This window comes from Actinomycetota bacterium, from assembly GCA_035765775.1.
Taxonomy (GTDB): domain Bacteria; phylum Actinomycetota; class CADDZG01; order JAHWKV01; family JAOPZY01; genus DASTWV01.
Genome location: DASTWV010000033.1, coordinates 1 through 17,546, shown reverse-complemented (window position 1 = coordinate 17,546; position 17,546 = coordinate 1). Strand labels below are relative to the sequence as shown.

Below are 17,546 nucleotides of genomic sequence, written 5' to 3'. Positions count from 1 at the left end.
CCCCCAGCACGGGGCCGCCAGCGGAGGACGCCTGGCTGTACGAGGAGCAAACCGAGACCTTCGAGCTCGGCCCCGCCCACTACGACTGGGAATTCCCGCCGGGCTAGTGCAGCCCCGGGCCAGCTCGACCGGCCCAACTGCTGCACAAACCACCACCACCTAGAAGGGGCGCCGCGCGTCACTGCTGCGGCGCCCGCTTGCGCGTGCACCCCGCCCCGTCCGGGCCGGCGCCTTCCCAACCTGCACGCGTGGAGCAGCCAGGGGCTGTACCACGCCGCCAACTTGGACTGGCGCCCACTCAGCTCAGCCGCTCCGTAGCTCCGCCCGGAGATGCGGGCACCGCCCGGAGCGGTCCAGATGCCCTCGGCGTCCTGGTGTTACTTCCAGTGCCCCCATGCTCCGGCCGGATCAGGCTCTGCACCAGTGTTACCGGGAGCGTTACGGCGCCGACCCGGTAGACGTTGGCAAACGGCGTTGTCTCGATGTGCCGCAGCCCGAGGACCCCGGAATAGAACGCATGCGACCGATCGAGGTCGAGGGTGGCCACGAAGGCCACGAGGGGCGCCCCGCTCAGCGTCCCGACTGCCTCAGCGAGGCTCGGAGCCTACTTCCCGGTCTGTGGCCCAGCTACGGCGAGGTTGCCGGCGAAGCCGGCGACCGCCCTGGCGAAGGCGTCCGGCCGCTCGGCGTAAGTGACGTGGCCCGATCCGGCCAGCGCCACCCAGCGGGCCTCAGGCAGCACGTCGGCCAGCCGGCGGGCGAGAGCCTGCAGTGCCGGATGGCTCTCGGTCCCGGAGAGGACGAGGGCCGGGACGGCGATCGTGGCTGCCCCCGCGGCCGTAAGGGGATAAGGCGGTCCGGTGAGCTCCTCCAGCATCATCGGGCCATTCGCCCGGTAGCGGTCCCGGCCCTCCTCGTCGAGGCTTGACCACAGGCCCGGGCAGAGCAGCGGGAAGAAGGCGTCTACCGCCGCCCGGGCGTCCCCGGCGGCTACCGCGGGCCCCACCACGCCCTTCAGAGCCTTGAGGAGCCCGGCCGCTGCCTCCGGGTCGATCGCGAATGCCGGCGGCTCGGAGAACACCGCCCCCGCCAACAGATCCGGCCGGGTCCGGGCAAGCTCGAGCGCGATCCGGGCACCGCCGCTGGAGCCGACCACGACGGGCCGGTCCAGGTCGAGGGCCTCGATGAGCGCCGCCCCGTCCATGGCATGGGTCTCGGTCGACTCGGGCTCAGTCCCCCTCGGCGTGCCGGTGTGACCTCGCCGGTCGTATGCGACGCACCGGAAGCGGGGGCTGAGCCGTTCCGCCTGCCCCCGCCACACTTCGGCGAACCCGCACATTCCGTGGATGAAGAACAGGGCCTGCCCCTCACCCGCCTCGACGCAGTGGAACGGGATTCCCCTTGCATCGACCGTTTCCTCGACCGTTGCCATCGCTGCCCCCTCCCGTCTCGTGGCATGCCTGTACGGCCAACTGTGCTCCGGCTGGGGGCAATGGCGCATCGGGTGAACACCCCATCTTCTGTCGGCGACAGGGGCAGCGAGCCGGGGGGCGGGCCGCAGCGGTTCTAGTCCTCCGACAGCACCGAGTACACCTTCTTCCGGGCCTCGGTGAGGATCTCGGTCACCCGCTCCGCCTGGGACGAATTTCCGGCCCGGGCCACCTGCATGACGGCGGCCCCCAGCTGGCCCATGGCTCCGAACAGCGGGCCGAAGCGCTCCCCGCCCTCCCGGGCCTCGTCCCAGGGCTGGGCGCCGCCCCGGCGCTCCTCCTGGGCGGTGACCTCTGCCCTCCCCTCGTCGGTGATCGAGTACACCCTCTTGCCGTCCTGCTCCACGCTGCTCAGCAGGCCCTGCTCCTCCAGCATCTGCAGCGTCGGGTAGACCGATCCCGGGCTGGGGTGCCACATCTGGCGGCTCCGCTCCTCGAGCTCGCGGATCAGGTCGTAGCCGTGCATCGGCTTCTCGGCCAGGACGGCGAGGATGGCGATGCGCACATCGCCCCGCCGGGCCCGGCGCCCGCCCCGGGGTCCGCCGAAGCGCCCCGCGAACCCGGGGAACCCCTCGAAGCCCGCCCACGGGGGCGGGAAGTCCCCGTGGTGGCGATGTGCCCCATGGTGGGGCCCACCGTGGACTCCACCCCGGAATCCGCCGTGCCCCCGCCGACCACCTCCGTGGCCCTCACCGTGACAACCGGCGTGAGACCCGCCTGGCCCCCATGCAGTGTCGATCTCTTCCGTATCCATGACTCCTCCTTCTGTACTTCTTCGAGTGCTGCCGTTGCAACACGATATATCGTTATCCGTCCACCGTCAACCCCCCGGTTCTGGGGAACCCGATCCCCAGCCGGGACGTCCTATGGAGTGCGAACCACCGAGGGTCCAACGGTGTTGACCAGGAAAGGCAGCGACGATGATTCGGCCCGAGGACCCCGGAATGGAACTGCTGGAGAGATGGGTCGACGAGTACCAGCCCCGGGTCTACTTGGCTGCCTGCCTCATCCTGCGGGACCCGGCCGCCGCCGAGGACGTGGCACAGGAGACCTTGGTGCGGGCGGCCGCGGCCAGCCGGAAGATCGCCCCCGGTGCGGATGCTTCCCGGTGGCTGTCCCGGGTGGCGGTCAACCTCTCGCTCAACATCTTGCGCTCACGCCGGAGGGAGGAGCGAGCCCTGGCCCGTCACGGGCCGTCCGACGACGTGGGGCCGGGCGGGCACGAGGAGGTCGAGGCGCGGTTGACGGCGGCCACGGTGGCCGAGGCCTTGGGGAAGCTCCCGGACCGGCTCCGCGTGCCGCTGGTCCTCCGGTACTACCTGGACCTCACCGAGCGTGAGATGGCGGCGCTCCTTGGTATTCGCCCGGGCACGGTGAAGTCCCGGCTCCATGAGGCGCGGGGACTGTTGGCGATGGACGCCTCGATCGAGGCTGCCCACTCGGCAGCCCAAGAGGGATGAGTGGAGGGGATGAGCAGTGACGATGACTGAGCTTGAGCTGGAGATCCGCAGCGCCCTGGCCGAAGAAGCAGCGGGGTACACCGTCCCGGACGACCTCAAGGGACGCACCATGGTGGCCGCCCGGGTCCGCCCAGGGAAGCCCCACCGGTTGGTCCATGGGCGCGGCTGGGTGTACGCGTTGGCCGCCGCCGGCGCCCTCACTGTGCTGGTTGCCCTTGGGACTCTGGTCAACCCGGCGCCGTCCCAACCGAACAGAACTGCTGCGCAACACATTGTCAGGGCCCCAAGCAACGTGAGCAACATCAACGGCCCACTGACATCCATAGACACGAGCCTCGGCCCAGTGCCCGCCCAGGCCCCGTCGCCGGGCAAGTCCTCCGGAGCGGGGTTCCAGCAGAGCATCGTGCGCACCGCCTCGGTCTCGGTCCGGGTGCCCAAGGGTCACTTCGCCTCCGCCTGGTCACAGGCGGCGGGGGTGGCGGGCCGGTTCGGGGGGCTGGTCTCCAACTCCAACACCCAGACCGCCAACGGGCGGCTCGCATCCGGAAACCTCACCCTCCAGGTTCCGTCGACCAACCTGGACCAGGCGCTCGCCGCGCTCGGGGACCTGGGAGCAGTGTCCAACCAGAGCACCACGAGCCTGGACGAGTCGGGCCAGGTTGCCAGTGACGCTGCCCAACTGACCGCCCTACAGGGGGAGGAGGCGGAGTACCTGCAACTGCTGCCGCAGGCCAAGTCCACCGCCGACATCCTGGCGATCGAGCAGCCGCTCAACAACGTCACGCAGCAGATCCAGACCCTGCAGGCGAGCCAGTCCTACCTCCAGAACCAGGTTGCGATGGCGAGCATCCAGGCGACGCTGGCCGAGCCGGGCACCCAGCCGGCGGCGGCCAGACCCGGCGGTCGGCTGGCGACGGCGTGGCACCAGGCGAGGAACGGCGTGGCCACGGTGCTCGCCGGCTTCATCGTCGCCGTGGGCTACCTGCTCGCCCCGGTGGTGCTCGTCGTGCTCGCCTGGGCGGCGGTCCGGCGCCTACGCCGCCGGGTGGCGTGAGTTCGGGAACAAACGACTAGTAGCCGAGGGCGGGGAGCAAATCGGCCAGGGTGCGGATGCGCAGGGAGTCGGCGTCCGGGTAGCGGTCCCAGCGGTCGATGAGGACGCCGGTCATGCCGAGCTCCCGGGCGGCGGCGATGTCCACCCGGGGATGGTCGCCCACGAAGGCGGTCTCCGCCGGCTCCAGCCCGCTGCGCTCCAACGCCCGCCGGAAGATCTCGGGGTCGGGCTTCTCGATGCCCTCCTTGCCCGAGATCACCACGCAGGCGAAGAAGCCGGCCACGCCGAGGCCCGCCAGCATGTCCTCCAGCCAGGACTCGAAGTTGGACACGATGCCCAGCACCAGCCCTGCCTCCCGGCACGCCTCCAGTGCTGGCATGACATCGGGGAAGAGCCGGTAGGAGTCGGGCCGGGTGAAGCGGGCGTAGAGGGCGTTGAAGATGGCACCGTCGCCGTCGGCGATGCCCCAGTGGGCCAGCATGGCGCCGTACAACCGCCTCCAGAAGCGGCGGGATTTCTCCTCCGAGGTGGACCAGCGCTCGTCGGGGTTGTCGCCCTGACCGATCACCTCCGAGACGCTCCGCCCCACCGTCTGCAGGGCCTCCTCCACCTCGGCGGGCGTCACTGAGAAACCCTGCTCCCGCATCACCAGGGCGAAGAGCTCGAGGAACGATGGGTGGGGGGCCAGCAAGGTGTCGCCCACGTCGAAGAGGATCCCCTTGACCCGGGAGGGAGTCCCCGGCGCGGGGTTGGTCAGCAGGCTCCACAGGGTCTCCACGCCCGCCTCCAGCTCCTCGGGGGAGCCACGGTTGTCGATCACGTAGTCGGCGGCAGCCATGCGTTGGGCGGGGGTCGCCTGGGCGGCCATGACCGCCTCCACCCGCTCCAGCGGCGTGCCCCGCTCGAGAGCTCTTGCCACCTGCTGGGCGGGCTCGGCCGCCACGACCACCAGGGCGTCCATCCCCCGCTCGGCCATGGTGGACCGGCCGCCGGTCTCCACCAGCAGGGCGGCATCGATCACCACCAGAGGGGCCCCGGCTGCGGCGGTCCGGCGGGCGATCTCGGCCCGGATCGCCGGGTGGGTGAGCGCCTCGAGATCCCGGCGGGCAGCCGGGTCGGCGAACACGAGCGCACCGAGCACCGCCCGGTTGATGCCCATGTCCGGCGCCCGGACGGAAGGGCCGAAGCGGGTCACCACGGCCTCGACCGCGGTCCCGCCCGGGGCAAGTACGTCGTGCGCGACCGAGTCGGCATCGATCACGAACGCTCCGCGCGCCGCCAGGAGCCGGGCGACCGTCGACTTGCCCGACGCGATGCCCCCGGTCAGTCCGGCAACGACCAGGCCCTAGTGCTCCAGGTCGCGCTTCATCTCCAGCAGGATGTCCTCGAGCGACTCCGGCGATGGCGGAGCCTCCGAGGTGAGCAGCTCGCCTTCCAGTTCGGGCTCGGCGGGCTTCTCCGCGGGCGCCGCCGCCGGGGCGGCCTCAGCCGCCGGGGCCACTGCGTCCGCAGCCGCGGGCGCCGCCGGGACCGGCACGGGCTCACGATGCTCGCGCGCCTCCCGCAGCTCCTCGTCGGAGCGCTCGGGCGGCTGGTCCAGCAGCCGGTCCTCGCTGGCCGCACTGGCCACCGTCGGCGCCCCACCGGCTCCGCCGGCGTGCTCGGCCCGGTCTGCCGGCGTCGCCTGCCCGGCCATCGCCTGCTTGATCGACAGGCTGATCCGGCGCCGTTCCAGGTCGATGTCGATCACCTTCACCGACACCTCCTGACCCAGGGCCACCACCTGCTCGGGGAGCTCGACGTGGCGCTCGGCCAGCTCGGAGATGTGCACCAGGCCCTCGATGCCCTCGGCCACCTTGACGAAGGAGCCAAAGGGCACCAGCTTGGTGACCGTGCCGGTGACCACATCGCCCGGGTGGTGCTGGCGGGCGAAGGCCCGCCAGGGGTCCTCCTGGGTGTTCTTAAGCGAGAGTGAGACCCGCTCCCGTTGCAAGTCGACGTCGAGGACCTCGACGTTGATCTCCTGGCCTACCTGGACCACCTCGCTCGGGTGGTCGACGTGGCGCCAGGACAGCTCGGAGACGTGCACCAGGCCGTCCACGCCGCCCAGGTCCACGAAGGCACCGAAGTTGACGATGGACGAGACGGTGCCGGTGCGCTTCTCCCCGGGCTTCAGGTTCTCGAGGAACTCCTTGCGCTGCTCGGAGTGCGCCTCCTCGAGGTAGGCCCGCCGGGACAGGACCACGTTGTTGCGGTTCTTGTCGAGCTCGATGATCTTGCATTCCAGCTCGCGGCCGACGTAGGGCTGCAGGTCGCGGACCCGGCGCAGCTCCACCAGCGAGGCGGGGAGGAAGCCCCGCAGGCCGATGTCGACGATCAGGCCGCCCTTGACGACCTCGATGACCGGCCCCTTGACGATGCCGCCGGCCTGCTTGATGGCCTCGATGTTGCCCCAGGCCCGCTCGTACTGGGCCCGCTTCTTCGAGAGGATGAGGCGCCCCTCCTTGTCCTCCTTCTGGAGGACCAGCGCCTCGACCCGGTCGCCGACGGTGACGACCCGGGAGGGATCGACATCCTGCTTGATGGACAGCTCGTGGGCGGGGATCACGCCCTCGGACTTGAAGCCGATGTCGACCAGGACCTCGTCCTTGTCGATCTTGACGACGGTGCCGGCGACGAGGTCGCCCTCGTCGAACGGCTTGATGGTGGCGTCAATGGCCGCCATCAGCTCTTCGTGGGAGAAGCCCACGTCATTGGTGGTGATGGTGGATTCGTGCTCCGGTGCCGAGCCGCGCTCAGCCGGATCGTAATTGAATGTGCGGGTGGACATGCGAACTCCTTACGGCCCCTCAGGGCGGGAACTCCTTCCGCGCGTCAGCACGAAAGGGCGAGTTGAGTCTAGCACGGCGCCTTTCCCGGCCCGGTCCCAAGATCAGGGCGGAGGAGGGGCTGTGCCGGGTCCCGCGTGACCGTCTACTTGCTGGTGGGCGTGACCGCCGGGGGCGCGGGGGGGATGGTCGCCGCCGGCTGCGGCCGGGCGAGCGTGAGGCTGGCTGCGGGGCCGATGGGGCCGCTGACGGCGGTGCCGCCCTTGGGCACCAGGACGATGGCCCGGAGCAGGGTGTCGGTCGGGACCGCGCCCTGGGCGGAGGGCGGCAACTGCCAGGGGCCGTCGATGTAGCACACCGCCGTCTCGAGGTTCGGGCTGCCGCCGGTCATCGTCTGGGTGACCGCCCCGGAGGACAGCCCGGCGATCCACGAGTTCACTGTGCCCTGGGTCGAGTCGTACGCCGCCCGGAGCATGTAGCCGCCCGAGGGCGTGGTGGTGCGGCACGCCTGGCCCGCCCACTCGGTGTCCACGATGGCGAGGCCTGAGGCGGCCGTCGCCGGCGTGCTCGGGCTGCCCCCCTGGGCCGCGGTGCCGCTCTTGTTGTGCGCCGCCCGCAGGTAGAGCGACACCGCCACCAGGATCACGAAGATGAGGATGTAGCCCACGAAGCGGGCCGGGGAGCGGGGCGGCGGGCCACCGTCGGGGTGGGTGTGGTGCGCGCCCGGGCCACCCACCGGTCCACCGCTTGCCGAGGGACCGTGGGCGTGGTCGCCCTGCTGGTCGCCCTCCCGGTCGCTCATCGTCGCCGCCTCGTACCCATGACTTGTGGTTCTACCCTTCTCGCGGATTGGCCCCGGCTCAGCCTTTGGCGTCTGCCCAGTTGGCGCCCCAGGCGAGATCGACCTCGAGCGGCACCCGCATGGGGAGCACCCCCTCCATTGCCGTGCGGATCTCGGCTGCTGTCGCCTCGACCTCGGCCGTGGGCACCTCGAAGACCAGCTCGTCGTGTACGGTCAGCACCATACGGCCCTGGCTCCGGGCCATGGCGGCGTCCGCCCGCACCATCGCCAGCTTGATGATGTCGGCCGCCGAGCCCTGGATGGGGGCGTTCAGCGCCATGCGCTCAGCGTTGGAGCGCACCGCCGGGTTGCGGGCGTTCAGGTCGGGCAGGTACCTCCGCCGGCCGAGGATCGTCGTGGTATAGCCCTCCTCCCGGGCCTGGGCGACGATGCCGTCCAGGTAGCCCCGGACCTGCGGGTAGGAGCCGAAGAAACCCTCGATGTAGGCCTTCGCCTGGTCCATCGGGATGTGCAGGCGCTGCGCCAGCCCGAACGGCCCCATCCCGTACGTGACGCCGTAGGACACCATCTTGCCGATCGAGCGCAGCTCGGGGGTCACCGCATCCATCGGGATGTTGAGCGCCTTGGCAATCGAATGCCGGTGGATGTCCTCGTGGCGCTCGAAGGCCGAGACCAGCTCGGGATCCTCGGACAGGTGGGCCAGCACCCGCAGCTCGATCTGGGAGTAGTCGGCGACCACCAGGAGGTGGCCCTCGGCCGGGATGAACGCCCGCCGGATCTGCTTGCCCTCCTCGGTGCGGATGGGGATGTTCTGCAGGTTCGGTGAGTCGGAGGACAGCCGGCCGGTGGCCGCCACCGTCTGATTGAAGCGGCAGTGCACCCGCCCGGTCTGCGGGTCCACGAGGGGCGGCAGGGCGTCGATGTAGGTCGACTTCAGCTTCGACCGCTCCCGGTAGCGCAGGATGGCGTCCACGATGCCGTGCTCCTCGCGCAGCGACTCCAGCACGCTGGCGTCGGTGGAGAACCCGGTCTTGGTGCGCTTGGAGGGCTTGAGGCCGAGCTTCTCGTAGAGGATGCGGCGGAGCTGGGGCGGGGAGCCGATGTTGAACGGCTCACCGGCGTAGGCATAGATCTCGTGCTCGATGGCGGCCATCTCATCGCCGACCGCCTCGGACATCGCCCGCAGGTAATCGCCGTCCACCCGCACGCCGGTGCGCTCGATGCGCGCCAGGACCGCCACCAGGGGCAGCTCCAGGTCCTGGAGGAGGTCCCAGGCCCCCTTCTCGCGCAGCTCCTTTTCCAGGACCCCCCCCAGCTCAGCCACCGCGACCGCCTCCGTCCCGATGGCCAGCCCGTCCCCCGCCGGGGCCTCCACCCCATCCAGCGCCAGGGCCTGCTGGCCGGCGGCGGGCTCGGTCTCCAGGCGCAGCTCCCGGCCCAGGTAGGACGCCACCAGCTCGTCGAGCGGGTACGAGCCCCGCTCCGGGTGGGCCAGGTAGGCGGCGATCTCGGTGTCCATGGCGATGCCCGCCGGGTGGATGCCGGCGGCGTCCAGGCGTAGGAGGGCGTCCTTGGCCCCGTGGGTGGCGATGCGGGAGGCCTCGAGGTCGGGCCGGATGGCATCCCAGACCGCCTCCGGTTCGGCGAAGGACTCGAGGCGCACCACCCGGGCGCCACCCGGGACCCCGATCGCCAGCGCGCCCGGCGCCGCCCGCGGGTGGGACCGCTCCCCCGCGACCCGCAGGGTCACGATCCCGCTGCGGGCAGCTTCGGCGAGGGCGTCGCGCAGGTCGTCGAGGTGGCCGATCTCGGCCGAGTCGGCGGTGAGCCCGCCCTTGGGGGCCGGGGCGGGAAGGTCGGTGCCCAGCCGGTCGTACAGGGTGCGGAACTCCAGGGTGTCGAACAGGGTGCGGACCTCCTCGGGGTCCCAGCGCCCCATCTCGAGGTCGGCGGCCGACACGTCCAGGCGCTCCACCGGGACGCCGTGGGCGGCGAGCTGCTCGGCGGTGCGCAGGCGGAAGAACTCCCGGTTCTCCAGCAGGCGGGTCTGGGCCTCGGCGAGGCGCTCGCGGTTCTTCGGGGTGATCTCGTCGAGGTGCTCGAAGACCGACTCCAGCGTCCCGTAGGTCACGACGAGCTTGTTGGCGGTCTTCTCGCCGATGCCCGCCACGCCCTCGATGTTGTCCGACGGGTCGCCCCGCAGGGCGGCGTAGTCCAGGTAGTGCTCGGGGCCGAACCCGTAGCGCTGGCGGACGGCGGCCTCGTCGTAGGTGACGGTGTCGCTGATCCCCCGCCGGTTCATGATCAGCCGGACCTTGGGCCCGACCATCTGGAAGAAGTCCCGGTCAGCGGTCACCACCACCACCGAGGCCCCCTCCCCGGCGAGGCGGGAGGCGAGGACGGAGATGATGTCGTCCGCCTCGGTGTTGTCCAGCTCGAAGACCGGGATCTTGAGGACGCTGAGCACCTCCCGGATGAGGCCCACCTGCTGGCGGAACTCGTCGGGCGGGGACTCCCGCTGGGCCTTGTACTCCGGCCGGATCGCCAGGCGTTCGGCCGGCCGGCCCCGGTCGAAGGCGACCGCCAGGTGGCGGGTCTTCAGGTCCTGCCAGGCCTTGATGAGCATGGAGGTGAAGCCGTACACGGCGGCGGTGGGCTGGCCGCTGGCGGTGCGCAGATCGGCCTCGGCGAGGGCGAAGAACGCCCGGTAGGCCAGCGAATGGCCGTCGAAGAGGGCGACCGTGGGGGCACTGGTCTTCGACGACCCTTTCGGGCCCCGAACGGGGGCAGCCGGCATCTCGGCACTATAGTAAGTCGCCCCCTCCGGACCGCCGGCGGCCCCGCGGGGGCCCGCCGCTTGCCGCCCGTGACCCAGGAAGAAGCGAGCCGAATGTCCGAGGTGGCCCCTCCCGTCCCGCAAGGCGCCCAGGAGTACCTGGAAGCGGTCTACGAGATGGAGGAGGAGGGCGGGCGCATCGCCCAGTCGCGCATCGCCCGGCGCATGGGCGTGTCGGCGGCCGCAGTCTCCGAGCAGGTCCGCCGGCTGGCCAAGGCCGGGCTGGTCTCGGTGGAGGACCGGGACATCGCCCTGACCGGCTACGGCCGGGAGGTGGCCACCCCCCTGGTCCGCCGCCACCGGCTGGCCGAGCGGTTGCTGGTGGACATCCTGGAGATCCCCTGGCACCGGGCCCACGAGGAGGCCCATGCCTGGGAGCACGTCATCTCGCCCGAGGTGGAGGAGCGCATCCTCTCCAAGACCGGCGCCACCACCTGCCCGCACGGCAACGCCATCCCCGGGCTGGCGCCCCCCTACGACCGGGCGCAACTGGTGGCCCTGAGCGACCTGAAGGCGGGCGACACCGGCCGGCTCTGCCTGCTGACCGAGGACGTCGAGCTGGTCACCGATGTCCTCAAGTACTTCGAGGACAAGCACCTGATGCCCGGTGCGAGCATCCGGGTCACCGCGATCGGGCCGGACGGCACCCTGACGCTGTCGGTGGACGGCACCTCGGCGTCGCTGGGCTCCAGCCTGGCGGACAACGTGTGGGTCCAGCCCCACCCGGCATGAGCGGCGACATGAGCTCCGGTATGGGCGCCCCTCCCAGCGAGGTCGCCGAACTCGTGACCGGCGCGGCCCGGGCCGCCCAGGCGGCCGCCGAGGCCATGGCCGACGCGGCGGACGAGACGGTCGGCGCCGCGCTGGCCGAGATCGCCTCCCGGCTGTCCTCCGAGGCCGGGGCGCTGCTGGAAGCCAACGCCGACGACATCGAGGCGGCCGAAGGGGTCCTCTCCCCCGGGCTGGTCGACCGCCTGCGGCTGGGCGAGGCCCGGTTGGCCGGCATCGCCGAGCAGGTCACGGCGCTTGCCGCCCTGCCCCCACTGGGGAGGGTCGCGGGCGTGCGCACGCTGGCGAACGGCCTCGTGGTCGAGGAGCGCCGGGTGCCCGTCGGGGTCATCGGCGCCAACTACGAGGCCCGGCCCAACGTGACCGTCGATGTCGCCACCCAGCTGGTGAAGTCCCGCAACGCCGGCGTGCTGCGCACCGGCGGGGCCTCGCTGCGCAGCGCCACCGCGCTGGTCGACCGGGTGATCGGCCCCGGCCTGGCGGCCGCCGGGCTCCCCGCCGGAGCGGTGCAGCTCGTCCGCACCGCCGACCGGGAGGCCGCGTCCGTGCTCGTCTCGCTCCCCCAGCTCATCCCGCTGGTGATCCTGCGGGGCAGCGGCGAGACGACGGCGTCCCTCGCCCGCCAGGCCACGGAGCACGGCGTGCGCTCCCTGGCCCACGCCGAGGGCGGCGGGGTGCTCTACGTCCACCCGGGCGCCGATCCCGAGATGGCCCTCGGCCTCATCGAGGGCAGCCTGGACCGCCTGGGCGTGTGCAACCGGTTGAACCTGCTGCTGGTGGACGAGGCCCTGTGGGACGCCTTCGTTCCCCAGGCGGTGGCCCGGATGGCACCCCTCGGGGTGACGGCGTCCCTGCCGCCCCACGACCACCCGATCGGCTACGAGTGGGCCAACGACCCCGACCGGGGGGCGACGGTGACGATCGCGCCGGTGGGCGGGGCGGTGGCGGCCGCCCGCCTGGCCAGCGCCGAGACCTCGGGCCTGGCGGCGGGGATCGTCACCGGGGACCGGGAGGCGGCCGCCGCCTTCCTGAACGCCTACCGGGGCACCGCCGGGTTCTGGAACGCCATCACCCGCTGGCTGGACGGCTTCGAGCTGACCTCGGCGCCCGAGACCGGGATCAACATCGACCGCGTGCCCGGCCCCCGGGGGCCGGTGACCTACCGGGATCTGTACCTGCGCCAGTACGTCATCACCGGGGACGGCACGCAGCGCCGGTAGCCGACTAGGGGAAGAAGCAGAAGGCGGTCACGCTGCCGAAAGCCTGCGGGCATTGCGGATATGGATAGCCGATGACGCCTGCACCGGGGGCCTCTTTCGCGGGGACGCATGCACACCGCCAACGCTACGGAGACCACCCGCGCCCCGGTCGTGCGCCGCATCACGACCTCGGGATGACAGTTGTCACAGGCCCTCGTTGACAGCGCACACCCGACCTTGCACAATGGGGCCGACTTCCGGCCCGACCGCGCGGTCCAATGGGGGGCCCAACGGGGACGGTGGTCGCCACCAGAGCAAAGACGCTCGCCTTCCGCGGGCGTTTTTTCGTCCGCGAACAGGGAAGCACCCCCTTGCAGAGGGGGGCCGAGCGTCCCGACGGCGGCGCGCGCCTGCAGAACGGGGCGGGCCGGGAGGAGAGGGAGCGGAATGACCACGAGCCCGAGGTTCGCCCCACCCAGGAACATCTTCGATCCCGCGCACGAGCGGGACGCCTGCGGGGTCGGTTTCGTCGCCGACGTCGAGGGCAGGCCAACCCACGACATCCTCGAGACCGCGGTCCACTCCCTCTGCCGGGTCCGCCACCGCGGGGCGCTGGACGCCGACTCGAAGACCGGTGACGGTGCCGGCATCCTCACCTCGCTGCCCCGGGACTTCTTCGCCGCCGAGGCGTCCGCCCTCGGGGCCGCCGCCGACCCCGACTTCATCGGCGTCGCCATGACCTTCGTCTGGGGGGCAGGGCACCGGGCGGTCATCGAGGAGGCGTGCCGCTGGGAGGGCATCGAGGTGATCGCCTGGCGGCCGGTGCCGGTGGACCTCGAGCCGCTGGGCGACCGGGCCCTCGCCACCAAGCCGCTCATCGAGCAGGCGATCTTCCTCAAGCCGATCGGCTTCGACGCCGCCGAGGCCGAGCGCCGCTGCGTCCGGGCCCGCAAGCGCGCCGAGAAGGCGTGCGCCGAGAAGGGCATCCGGGTCTACTTCCCGTCGTTCTCCTTCAGCACCCTGACCTACAAGGGCATGGTCACCGCCGACCGGCTGGGAGACTTCTACACCGACCTGCGCAACCCGGCCTACAAGGTGCCGCTGGCCGTCTTCCACCAGCGTTTCTCCACCAACACGCTGCCCACCTGGGAGCGCACCCAGCCCTTCCGGATGCTGTGCCACAACGGCGAGATCAACACCATCCAGGGCAACGTCAACCGCATGCGGGCCCGGGAGGGCCGCCTCGGGCGGATCAACCTCCTGGAGGAGGAGCTGCTGCGCCCGGTGATCGACATCGAGGGTTCCGACTCGGCGATGCTCGACAACGTCCTCGAGCTGCTGACCCGGGAAGGCCGCGACGTGCGTCACGCCGCCGCCATGCTGATCCCCGCTGCGTGGGAGAACATGGCCGACCTCGAGGAGGAGGTCCGGGACTTCTACCGCTACCACGCCTGCCTGATGGAGGCATGGGACGGCCCCGCCGGGGTGATCTTCACCGACGGCATCCGGGTGGGCGCCTGCCTCGACCGCAACGGGCTGCGCCCCCTGCGCTATGTCGTGTGCGAGGACGGGATGGTGGCCTGCACCTCGGAGGCCGGCTCGGTCTACACCCGGGGTCACGGCCGGGTGCGCCGGGGCAAGCTCGGCCCGGGCCAGATGATCTGCGTAGACCCGACCGACCCGGCCGGGGGCTTCGAGAACGACCCGGTCCGCCGCCGCCTGGCCAAGGCGCAGCCCTACGGCCAGTGGGTGTCCCAGTACCTGAAGCCTGCCCCCGTGGGCGACCCCAATCCGGAGATCCCCGAGGACCTGGTGCGCCGCCAGGTGGCCTTCGGCTACTCGCACGAGGACTTCACCACCGTCATCCGGCCGATGGCGATGACCGGCCACGAGCCCACCTCGTCGATGGGCGACGACACCGCCCCGGGCGGGCTCGCCGACCACGGCCGGCCGGTCTACAACTACTTCAAGCAGCGCTTCGCCCAGGTCACCAACCCGCCCATCGACGCCCTGCGGGAACGCTCGGTCATGAGCATCCGCACCCTCCTCGGCCCCCACGACCCCGTGCTGTGGGAGCGCCCCGAGAGTGCGGCGATGCTGGAGCTGGAGACCTTCCTGCTGTTCAAGGCGCCGGGCGGCCACCGCATCGACGCCACCTTCCGGGCCACCGAGGGCCCGGGGGCGCTGCGGGAGGCCATCGAGCGGGTGGCCGACGAAGCCGAGCACGCCGCCGGGTTGGGCAGCGGCCTGCTGGTCCTGACCGACGCCCGGGTGTCCTCCGCCCGGGCACCCATCCCGATGCTGCTGGCCGTCGGCGCCGTGCACCAGCGCCTGCTGCACACCGGGCAGCGCACGCGGGTGTCGATCGTCGCCGAGACCGACGAGGCCCGGGAGGTCCACCACATGGCCTGCCTGCTGGGCTACGGGGCCGAGGCCATCTGCCCCCGCCTGGTGCTCGCCTCCATCGCCGAGATCACCGCCCGGGGCCGCCTCGGGGAGGACATCCCGGTGGCCGAGGCACTCCTGCGCTACCGCAACGCAGTGGAGGAGGGCGTCCTCAAGATCATGTCCAAGATGGGGATCTCCACCACCGACTCCTACCGGGGGGCGCAGATCTTCGACGCCATCGGGCTCGGCCGGGAGGTCATCGACCTGTGCTTCACCGGGTGCGCCACGCCGCTCGGCGGCATCGGGCTGCAGACCATTGCCGAGGACGTCCTCGCCCGCCACCAGGAGGCCTACGAGGGGTACCCGGCCGCCCTGCCGAAGCTGAAGAACCCGGGCTACTACAAGTTCCACGCGAAGGGGATCGAGTCCCACGTCACCAATCCGGACGTGGTGGAGGCCCTGCAGGCGGCGGTCAAGGACGGCGACTGGGAGGCGTACAGCCACTTCGCCAAGCTGGTGGCCGAGCGGCCACCGGTGGAACCCCGTGACCTGCTGGAGATCGTCGCCGCTGGGCCGGCGATCCCGGTGGACGAGGTGGAGCCCGCTCTCGCCATCACCCGGCGCTTCTCCAGCGGGGCGATCAGCCACGGCGCCATCGGGGCCGAGGCGCACGAGACCATCGCCCAGGCCATGAACCTGGTGGGCGGCAAGGCCAACACCGGCGAGGGCGGCGAGCACCGCTCGCGCTACGACAACGACAAGAACTGCCGCATCAAGCAGATCGCCTCGGGGCGCTTCGGCGTGACGCCCGAGTACTGCAGCTTCGCCGAGGAGCTCAACATCAAGATGGCCCAGGGCTCCAAGCCGGGCGAGGGTGGGCAGATCCCGGGCAAGAAGGTGACCGAGGAGATCGCCGCGCTGCGCCACACCCAGCCGGGCGTGGCGCTGATCTCGCCCCCGCCGCACCACGACATCTACTCGATCGAGGACCTCGCCCAGCTCATCTTCGACCTGAAGCAGGTGAACCCGGCCGCCGACGTGTCGGTGAAGCTGGTGTCCGAGGCGGGCGTCGGCACGATCGCCGCCGGCGTCACCAAGGCCCTGGCCGACGTGGTGCAGATCTGCGGCTGGGACGGCGGCACCGGCGCCAGCCCGCTGTCCTCGATCAAGAACGCCGGTCTGCCCTGGGAGATCGGCCTGGCCGAGACCCAGCAGATCCTCATGGAGAACGGGCTGCGGGACCGGGTGCGGGTGCGGATGGACGGCGGCCTCAAGTCCGGCCGGGACGTGCTGGTGGCCGCCCTGCTGGGTGCCGACGAGTACTCCTTCGGCACTTCCCTCCTGCTGGCCGAGGGCTGCATCATGGTGCGGGCCTGCCACCGGGACACCTGCCCGGTGGGCATCGCCACCCAGCGCAAGGATCTGCGGGAGAAGTTCGCCGGGACCCCCGAGGCCGTCGCCCGCTACCTGTTGTTCGTGGCCGAGGAGGTCCGCCGGCTGCTGGCCTCCCTCGGCATGCGCAGCGTCGACGACGCCATCGGCCGGGTGGACCTCCTGCGCCCCCGCCCGCTGCCCGGCCACCGGGCGCACATGCTCGACCTGTCGATGCTCATGGAGGCCTGGGAGGGCCCCCGGCACTTCGTCGCCTCCCACCCGATCCAGAAGCCCCGCTCCGAGTTGGGCGACCGGCTCTGGGCGGACGCCTTCGAGGGCGTCATGGCGGGCAAGGAGCTCTCGCTGTCCTACCCGATCCACAACTCGGACCGGACCATCGGCGCCCGGCTGGGCGGGGCGATCGCCCACGTCCACGGCGCCGCCGCCCCGCCCGGCAAGGTGCACGTCGAGTTCACCGGCGAGGCCGGGCAGAGCTTCGGCGCCTTCCTGACCAGCGGCATCGAGTTCCGCCTGGTGGGCGAGGCCAACGACTATGTCGGCAAGGGGATGGGCGGCGGCGAGATCGTCATCCTCCCGCCCGAGAACGACGCCGGCGACCCCTACCTCATCGGCAACACGGTCCTCTACGGGGCCACCGGGGGCGAGCTGCTGGTCGCCGGCCGGGCGGGCGAGCGCTTCTGCGTGCGCAACTCCGGGGCGACGGCGGTGGTCGAGGGCGCCGGTGACCACGCCTGCGAGTACATGACCGGGGGCACCGCCGTCATCCTCGGCCCCACCGGGTGGAACCTCGGGGCGGGCATGACCGGGGGCCAGGCCTACGTCTACGACCCCGACATGGCGCTCCCTGCCCGGGTCAATCCCGAGCTGGTCACCCTGCACCACCCCGACGGGCCGCAGCTCGCCTTCCTGCGCAACCTCGTGGCGCGCCACGCCGAGCTGACCGGGTCCTCCCGGTCCAGTGAGCTGCTGGAGCACTGGCGGGAGCTGTCGTCGAAGTTCTGGCGCATCGCCCCCAAGGCCGAGGTCGCCCGGATCGAGAGCGGCCACGAGGGCTCGGTGGAGGGCGCCAAGGCATAGGGGCGCGCTGGGCGGCGGGGGACCGCGGCCGGCGGGTGGCCGCGGCCGGCGGGGCCTCTCCGAAGTCTGTGAGTGTTGGGGTCCCTGTAGCAGGGTGTCGCAAAATCGAGGCCTCAAACTAGCAATCGCGAAATCCAACACCTTCCCCCGGAAGTGTGCGCGAATGGGGGCATGGCCAAACACTATGTCTCCACGGATCGCATGACCCCGTTCCTCATGCCGCCCAGC

General features: G+C 71.6%; 10 protein-coding genes and 1 pseudogene. 5 read left to right on the top strand and 6 right to left on the bottom strand.

All coding sequences use genetic code 11. The annotated features are described in order from the left end of the window. Positions 1-604: 604 nt before the first annotated feature. Both VFW71_07130 and VFW71_07125 read right to left on the bottom strand, forming a co-directional pair. The gene (locus VFW71_07130; protein HEU5002532.1) at positions 605-1,432 is read right to left on the bottom strand and encodes an alpha/beta hydrolase; all 828 of its coding nucleotides are present in this window, start codon (positions 1,430-1,432) and stop codon (positions 605-607) included. A gap of 134 nt (positions 1,433-1,566) precedes the next feature. After that, complete coding sequence (locus tag VFW71_07125) at positions 1,567-1,995, bottom strand: PadR family transcriptional regulator (GenBank protein HEU5002531.1); 429 nt, start codon at positions 1,993-1,995, stop codon at positions 1,567-1,569. A gap of 439 nt (positions 1,996-2,434) precedes the next feature. Here VFW71_07125 and VFW71_07120 point away from each other — a divergent pair, with 439 nt between their 5' ends. Continuing rightward, positions 2,435-2,950 (top strand): sigma-70 family RNA polymerase sigma factor, encoded by a 516-nt coding sequence (locus VFW71_07120; protein HEU5002530.1) that lies wholly within the window; start codon positions 2,435-2,437, stop codon positions 2,948-2,950. Positions 2,951-2,972: 22 nt separating this feature from the next. Continuing rightward, positions 2,973-4,004 (top strand): DUF4349 domain-containing protein, encoded by a 1,032-nt coding sequence (locus VFW71_07115; protein HEU5002529.1) that lies wholly within the window; start codon positions 2,973-2,975, stop codon positions 4,002-4,004. A 16-nt stretch (positions 4,005-4,020) separates the two neighbouring features. Here VFW71_07115 and coaE read toward each other — a convergent pair whose 3' ends face one another. The 4 genes and pseudogenes from coaE to polA form a co-directional block, all read right to left on the bottom strand. Then, positions 4,021-5,331, bottom strand: a complete 1,311-nt coding sequence (gene coaE, locus VFW71_07110) for a dephospho-CoA kinase (protein HEU5002528.1) — start codon at positions 5,329-5,331, stop codon at positions 4,021-4,023. A 369-nt stretch (positions 5,332-5,700) separates the two neighbouring features. Beyond that, positions 5,701-6,834, bottom strand: a pseudogene (rpsA, locus tag VFW71_07105) (30S ribosomal protein S1). A 143-nt stretch (positions 6,835-6,977) separates the two neighbouring features. Beyond that, the gene (locus VFW71_07100) at positions 6,978-7,634 is read right to left on the bottom strand and encodes a hypothetical protein (protein ID HEU5002527.1); all 657 of its coding nucleotides are present in this window, start codon (positions 7,632-7,634) and stop codon (positions 6,978-6,980) included. Positions 7,635-7,692: 58 nt separating this feature from the next. Then, on the bottom strand, positions 7,693-10,431 hold the full coding sequence (gene polA, locus VFW71_07095) for a DNA polymerase I (GenBank protein ID HEU5002526.1): 2,739 nt from the start codon (positions 10,429-10,431) through the stop codon (positions 7,693-7,695). 93 nt (positions 10,432-10,524) lie between these two features. Between polA and VFW71_07090 the strand changes: the two genes are divergently transcribed. The 3 genes from VFW71_07090 (at position 10,525) to gltB (ending at position 17,318) form a co-directional block, all read left to right on the top strand. Next, positions 10,525-11,202, top strand: coding sequence for a metal-dependent transcriptional regulator (locus VFW71_07090; GenBank protein HEU5002525.1), 678 nt, complete (start codon positions 10,525-10,527; stop codon positions 11,200-11,202). A gap of 8 nt (positions 11,203-11,210) precedes the next feature. Next, the gene (locus tag VFW71_07085; protein ID HEU5002524.1) at positions 11,211-12,479 is read left to right on the top strand and encodes an aldehyde dehydrogenase family protein; all 1,269 of its coding nucleotides are present in this window, start codon (positions 11,211-11,213) and stop codon (positions 12,477-12,479) included. A 426-nt stretch (positions 12,480-12,905) separates the two neighbouring features. Further along, positions 12,906-17,318, top strand: coding sequence for a glutamate synthase large subunit (gene gltB / locus VFW71_07080; GenBank protein HEU5002523.1), 4,413 nt, complete (start codon positions 12,906-12,908; stop codon positions 17,316-17,318). The last annotated feature ends 228 nt before the right edge of the window (positions 17,319-17,546 follow it).